Origin of the sequence: Liquorilactobacillus mali KCTC 3596 = DSM 20444, assembly GCF_000260415.1 — a bacterium.
Lineage (GTDB): Bacteria > Bacillota > Bacilli > Lactobacillales > Lactobacillaceae > Liquorilactobacillus > Liquorilactobacillus mali.
Genome location: NZ_BACP01000013.1, coordinates 1 through 5,718, shown reverse-complemented (window position 1 = coordinate 5,718; position 5,718 = coordinate 1). Strand labels below are relative to the sequence as shown.

Below are 5,718 nucleotides of genomic sequence, written 5' to 3'. Positions count from 1 at the left end.
CCTTACCTGTTTGCTTAGGCTCTTTAATCAACATGTGTGAGCAGAAATGCATAAACTCTGCAACTCTGAAATCAACATCAGTATTGAAAAATGTTGCATTAGCCTTATTACTCTCACCATTTTTGTTATCTCCACCCTTGTACCATTCAGGACTTGAAGCATAAGCATTATTTCCAATGTTGTAAGGAATATCAGCAATTACTAACTGTGCTTTAGGAATCGCATAACGCTTGAAATTTTGAAAATGGTCGTTGAACAATTCAATTTTTGTCTTACTCATACTCCCAACTCCTCTAGCTGTTCGAGTGGCACCTCAACAGTGACTAGCTGTCTGTGTTCATTTTCGAATTTGAAATCTTGAACCAGTGCTGTCGTGTACGCTCCACGGTTGATTATTGCTTTGACAAATCTGTATTTACCTGCATATTTTACTTTGCTGCCTGCTTTAATAGTCATCTTCCACAACCTCTAATTCCCAATCATGTAAAACCTTGCTAAATAGTTTTTTAGTGAAATTAAATTCACCATTTTCAGCTACTAAGCAAAATCCACCCGAAATTCTATACACTGGATATTCTTCACCTTGCTTAAATACTCTACGCTCTGCCACAAAGCTTTCCTTGGGTATGACATAATATGCTGGTTCATCATTCTTAATCATTCAGACACCTCCAACATGTTTTTTATATCAAATATGAAAGACTGGCACTTGGCTTTATTAAATCTATACCAAAGCAGCGTTTTGCCTTGTAAGTACTCTCTACTAAAATTAAGTTTCTGGTTATTAACTGATAAGTACCCATTGTTATCAGTCTTTTTATCATAAAATTCGTCGTAGTCGCTGCCTTCTGAAAATGCCTCTCTAGGCTTAAAATCTTTCCATACGGACAAAGCTCCTTTATAAATGAAATTCAAAATATCCTTTGACTTATCTATTGAAAAGCTTGGACGTTCAAAATCTGCACCGTAAATTTCAATGTTAGAACGATTAATTCTTACTAAAACTTGTGTACCCGATTCATCTCTAAAATATTCTTCAATACTCATTTTTCATTGCCTCCTCAATCTTTCTGTCAATCATCTTTCGCCAGTATCCACGCTCGTGCCTGCGTACCTCAGTTGGCACTATTTCAATCACTGTTCCTGTTACGATATATTCCATGTTAGATACCTCGTACATCTTTCAAATCAAATGCCAACTGTCTTTCAGGATTGCTAGTCATTAATCTGCTGATTAGTTTTTCGTTGTACATTGATTCAAGCTGTTGCCTTGAATTATTTGTCGTGATAATCGTTGATCTCTTAACTTTGTTGTTTTCAAAATCAACGCGTGCATTAGCAACTCGATACATGAATTCCTGCATATCAGTTCTGACTGGTTTAATAGCACCCTTCATTCCACCCTCAGTTCCAAAATCATCAAGTATGAGTACGTCAGTTTCTTTCATTGCCCTCTCAATGTCGCTCAGACGGTTTTTAACATCGGTCAGGTCGTATTGCTTGCCTATCAAAGAACTAAGCTCGTCAGTTGAAACAAACATCACTCCTAAGCCTTCTTGTTTAGCTTGATACATGATTGCTAGGGCTAAAGATGTTTTGCCCGTCCCCCTAATTCCTGCAAGTACATAGTTATTAGGCTGGTTTGCTATTGACTTAGCAGCCTTATACGCTTGATTTCCTAGTTGCTTAGCTTTTTCGACATTAGGTTGCAAGTCAGGTTTCCATTTTGAAAACTCAAACTTCAAAGGAATATTTCCAGGCCATACCGACATTGAAAAATATTTACGACCTTTTTTAATTCTCAAAGCTCGGTTAAATTGCTCAATGTTATCTTTTTCAAATTGTTCACTAGGTGCTAAATGCTCAACATCAACGCCTTTTTCTTTGGCAATTTCTTTAACTCGATCAATCTGCTGCTGACTGATTAATCCTTCTGCCATTAGAACCACTCCTTTCCAGTTGGCGTATTCCCTTTGTTGGTTTTTTCTTGATTAAGATAGCCTTCAAACTTAGTTCCAAATAGCGTTTCAGGTCGCAAAAACTTGTTCATAGCTGTATCGTTCTTCCATTCAGCTACTTTGTTATCAATAACTCTTCTAAAATCATCTAGGTTAAACTTCTCGTTGAACCTAGCTTTGATTAGAGCTTGAGTTTTTTTAGTAGTTGATCGATAACTTGTTCCTGCTTTTTCATTCAAGTATTCGACTATTTCTTGATAAGGGAGACGTGGTTCTGCTTTAGCAGGACTATATGTTTTACTATCCTTACCTAACCTATCCTTACCTAACCTAACCTGTGGTGACGGTTCGTCGACGATACGTCCACGTAATGTATACGAGCCATTTTCATCTTCACTTAGCTGTGACTTTTCATTGCCATAAATTGTTGAATTATAGGTGTCTTTTCGGATATAGTTGTGTATTTTCCAATCTCTTATAACAACTACTCCAGAATCAAAAGTGAAAATAAATTGTTTGGCAATTAATATTTTTAAATCATCTTCACTTCCACCAACCATGCGATTGATTGTTCTTACATTCGATACAAATCCATCATCATCAGCATGCATGTTTAAATGAAAGTACAGCGCTTGTGTTGACAACGGCATATCCAAAAATGTATCTGTATCAGTTATCTTTTTACTCAGCATTCTTCTTTGAGCCATAATTGGTATACCTCCTATTCTTCATATTTTCCTCTCACTCCTATCTTTTTTAATGTTTCCGCATCAAGTGTTACCCCTTTGAGTGGAACATGATATTTTTCAGAAAATGCTTTGTTATGAATTGTTTCAATTTCTTGATGATGTTCACGACACAATGCAATTACATGTCTTTTGGTGTGATCAACCTCGTTTCTATTTCCACCCATTCCAATTGTGTCAAGATGATGAATATCTGCATGTTTCCCACAGATTGTACAAACTCTATGTCTACAACATTGGTACAGATAATACTCTTCTTCCTTAGGCAACAATTCATACCCCCTTTTAAAAGGAACATGCCAGCTAAACATAAAATCAATTACTAAATCTAAAAGTTGATTTGCATCACTGACGCTTGATAAAGTTTCGTTACTCAAACTTATTTTTTTGCCACCCGTATATTGTGCGTATTGTCCATAAAATAAAGATTTCAGGAACTCTTGTGGCACCACATAAAACTCTGAAATATCATTTAGCAAGGCAAAGAATAATCGTCTCTGTTTTGGTCTTGCTTTACGAATATCAGCTATTTCATAATCAACATAAAACTTATCTGTCGAACCGCTAACTGTTTCTATATGGTCTAAGTTTGGTAATTGGTCTATGTCCATTACCAACTTAAGTTTATTGCCATTCTTTATTATTCTTGCAGGTCGTCTTTCCATTTAACCGCCTCAATTTAGAAGGGGAGATCATCATCACTGATTTCTACAGGTTGACCATTTTGAGCAAATGGGTCTCCTACAGATTGTTGTTGACTATCATCAGCTTTGAATTGGTGTTGAACATTAGGAAAACTTGATAATGCCCAACGCTTAATATTCAAATTCTCATATTCTTTATCGTTGTATGTTGATTTTTCATTTCTCACTGTGACCAAAACCGGTTTATGATATAAAGCATTGAAATATTCATCAATACTGTTAAATGTTGTGTGATCAGGAATACCTGCATATTTAGCGACAGTCATTAGCATTGACATGTTATATTTCCCAGTTTCTTTGCTTACCCAAACTTTGTGGAAAATGTGAGCGTTCTTGAATTTTTGGTCTGCAATATCGTTTCTGATAATTAAATCAAAGTTGACATATTGTGCTCCACTTTTAGTAGCATCTTCTTTAACTCCGTTAATAACCACCTCGTATGTTCCATTCTCAACATTGAAATCTTGAATTTCTGAGTAATCCATTTCAAATCCAGCCATTATTTATTACCTACCTTTTCTTCTTTTTTATTTGTTTTTTCTGTTTCAAAATTAAAAAGTTCTTCAATCGGAGCTACTGTTCGTTGATCTAATCTATTTTTCGCAAAAACACTATCGTCTCCCTCTAGGATCACGCCTCTGCCATGAGTTTTAGGATTGATAACAACTCTACCAACAATATCTGTTAGCCCCATGAATGTGTTTCTGACACTACTTCTAATTTCGGGAACATACTGATTGAAAGTTTGACCAGTCAATGTAGTAACCTTTTGTTCATCAGCCCATGCAGTTACTAGAATGTTAATCGGAAGAATATATACTGCTGAGATAAATCTCAAAAAATAGTTTGTCCAACCAGAGTAGTCTTGCAACTCATTTCTGATACCACTTTTGCTTTTTTTAGCTTGTTCAGTAAACCACGCTTTCTCCAAAGCACTGATATTGTCTAGAACTAAATTGTCATATCCTTTTGTAAGTTCTTTAACCTCTAACATAAATTCTTTTATATTCTGAACTGGATTAAGCTGATCAAAGTCTATTACATCAATATCTAATCCACCTAAAACTTTAGTTGAATTATCAAAAGCAAATATAAGTGTCTTACCTTTTAGAAGCTTTACAGCCGATGTTTTGCCGACACCTGAATCGCCATATAGGCATATTCGCCAGTTATCAGTGCGCTTGACTGTTTTTAACGAATTGACCTTCATTACTTAATCACCACCTTTCGACTAGGCTTTAATTCAACTCCATCAATATCCTTACCATTTTTAAGATCTTCATACAGCAACTTCTTATCAATCTTGGTGACTTGCTCAACATTCTTATAGCTTTCAGGAATTACACTTTCATCGCTAACAATCACGCTTGGTCGGTAATTTCTAGGTTTCAAGAAGTGATTATCAGTCTTAACCTCTTTATATCCAGCACTGTCGATAGCATCTGTTAGATACTGATTAAGTTGCTTATTCTTATTTTTCAAAGTAGTTCGCAACTCTTGCAACTCTTGAATTTTCTTAGTAAGCCAATCAACATTCATTTGATTTCGTTCTATCCAGGTCGCAATATTATCAACTTTGCTATTGAATGTATCTTCAATGCTGTCCAACGTGTCCTTAATCATTTCAGGATCTAAATCATCTCGGTTAGCCAGCTCTTTATATTTATCTGTTAGCTCAAATAGATTCATTCTATTTCCTCCAATTCAATTAATTCAAAATCAATCTTCTCTGCAAATAACCAGCCTTCACAGAATTCAATATCTGTATTAGGCAGCTTGACTTCATACATCTTGTCAATGTAATCAGCTAAATCGTCAGCACTAACTAAGTCTTGATTGTCATTAAAGAAGTAATAGTCTATACCTGAGAACAACGACTTGCCCTCGTAGTCAGCAATAACTATTTCTCCGTCAGGTAGCTCACTCTGCGTTAGTATCACTAGCAACCAACTCCTTGACGTAATTAATTATTTTCGTTCGTGTTGAATCATCAGCTCGCCTTAAACTGTCAGTAAATTTTGAAAAAGTGTCATTCACTATGCGATCGTCTAATCTTGTGTGTGACAGCTGAATGAGAATTGAATATTCTTCATCAGTTATTTTGTGTTTGAGATAACCGCCGCCTGGATAAATTGAAATACTTGAAGTTGAAACAAATCCAATAACTTCGTTTCCGTACCAAAAGCTTGGCATACTGCTATCCATTTGAAGCGTTAGTTTGCTACCAATGTTTTCTAGTGCTTGTTGTGCTTGTTCGTTATTCATATTTGCACTCCTTATCTGTGCTATAATTAACTTGAAATTTATTTA

At 35.6% G+C, this 5,718-nt stretch carries 12 protein-coding genes and 1 pseudogene; all 13 read right to left on the bottom strand.

What is annotated here, in order from left to right:
- Positions 1-280: pseudogene (locus GSM_RS02445) on the bottom strand (DNA-methyltransferase); the annotation flags it as partial.
- On the bottom strand, positions 277-456 hold the full coding sequence (locus tag GSM_RS02440) for a hypothetical protein (protein ID WP_029327342.1): 180 nt from the start codon (positions 454-456) through the stop codon (positions 277-279). The gene GSM_RS02440 and the pseudogene GSM_RS02445, both read right to left, overlap by 4 nt.
- Entirely contained in the window at positions 446-661 is a 216-nt protein-coding gene (locus GSM_RS02435) for a hypothetical protein (protein WP_003687009.1), read from the bottom strand. The genes GSM_RS02440 and GSM_RS02435 overlap by 11 nt, the downstream gene beginning before the upstream one ends.
- Complete coding sequence (locus GSM_RS02430; RefSeq protein WP_003687010.1) at positions 658-1,047, bottom strand: hypothetical protein; 390 nt, start codon at positions 1,045-1,047, stop codon at positions 658-660. Before GSM_RS02430 ends, GSM_RS02435 begins: the two co-directional genes overlap by 4 nt.
- Entirely contained in the window at positions 1,037-1,162 is a 126-nt protein-coding gene (locus tag GSM_RS15490; protein WP_261974519.1) for a hypothetical protein, read from the bottom strand. Before GSM_RS15490 ends, GSM_RS02430 begins: the two co-directional genes overlap by 11 nt.
- A 1-nt stretch (position 1,163) precedes the next feature.
- Complete coding sequence (locus tag GSM_RS02420; protein WP_010077740.1) at positions 1,164-1,940, bottom strand: ATP-binding protein; 777 nt, start codon at positions 1,938-1,940, stop codon at positions 1,164-1,166.
- Positions 1,940-2,665, bottom strand: a complete 726-nt coding sequence (locus GSM_RS02415) for a conserved phage C-terminal domain-containing protein (protein WP_003687057.1) — start codon at positions 2,663-2,665, stop codon at positions 1,940-1,942. Before GSM_RS02415 ends, GSM_RS02420 begins: the two co-directional genes overlap by 1 nt.
- A gap of 14 nt (positions 2,666-2,679) precedes the next feature.
- Positions 2,680-3,369, bottom strand: a complete 690-nt coding sequence (locus tag GSM_RS02410; RefSeq protein ID WP_003687058.1) for a putative HNHc nuclease — start codon at positions 3,367-3,369, stop codon at positions 2,680-2,682.
- Positions 3,370-3,383: 14 nt separating this feature from the next.
- Complete coding sequence (locus GSM_RS02405) at positions 3,384-3,908, bottom strand: DUF669 domain-containing protein (protein ID WP_003687060.1); 525 nt, start codon at positions 3,906-3,908, stop codon at positions 3,384-3,386.
- Complete coding sequence (locus GSM_RS02400; RefSeq protein WP_003687062.1) at positions 3,908-4,618, bottom strand: AAA family ATPase; 711 nt, start codon at positions 4,616-4,618, stop codon at positions 3,908-3,910. Before GSM_RS02400 ends, GSM_RS02405 begins: the two co-directional genes overlap by 1 nt.
- The gene (locus GSM_RS02395; RefSeq protein WP_003687064.1) at positions 4,618-5,097 is read right to left on the bottom strand and encodes a siphovirus Gp157 family protein; all 480 of its coding nucleotides are present in this window, start codon (positions 5,095-5,097) and stop codon (positions 4,618-4,620) included. The genes GSM_RS02400 and GSM_RS02395 overlap by 1 nt, the downstream gene beginning before the upstream one ends.
- Positions 5,094-5,348, bottom strand: coding sequence for a hypothetical protein (locus tag GSM_RS02390; protein ID WP_003687066.1), 255 nt, complete (start codon positions 5,346-5,348; stop codon positions 5,094-5,096). Before GSM_RS02390 ends, GSM_RS02395 begins: the two co-directional genes overlap by 4 nt.
- A complete protein-coding gene (locus tag GSM_RS02385; RefSeq protein ID WP_003687068.1) occupies positions 5,329-5,673 on the bottom strand; it encodes a hypothetical protein in 345 nt (114 codons plus the stop codon). Before GSM_RS02385 ends, GSM_RS02390 begins: the two co-directional genes overlap by 20 nt.
- Positions 5,674-5,718 lie beyond the last annotated feature (45 nt).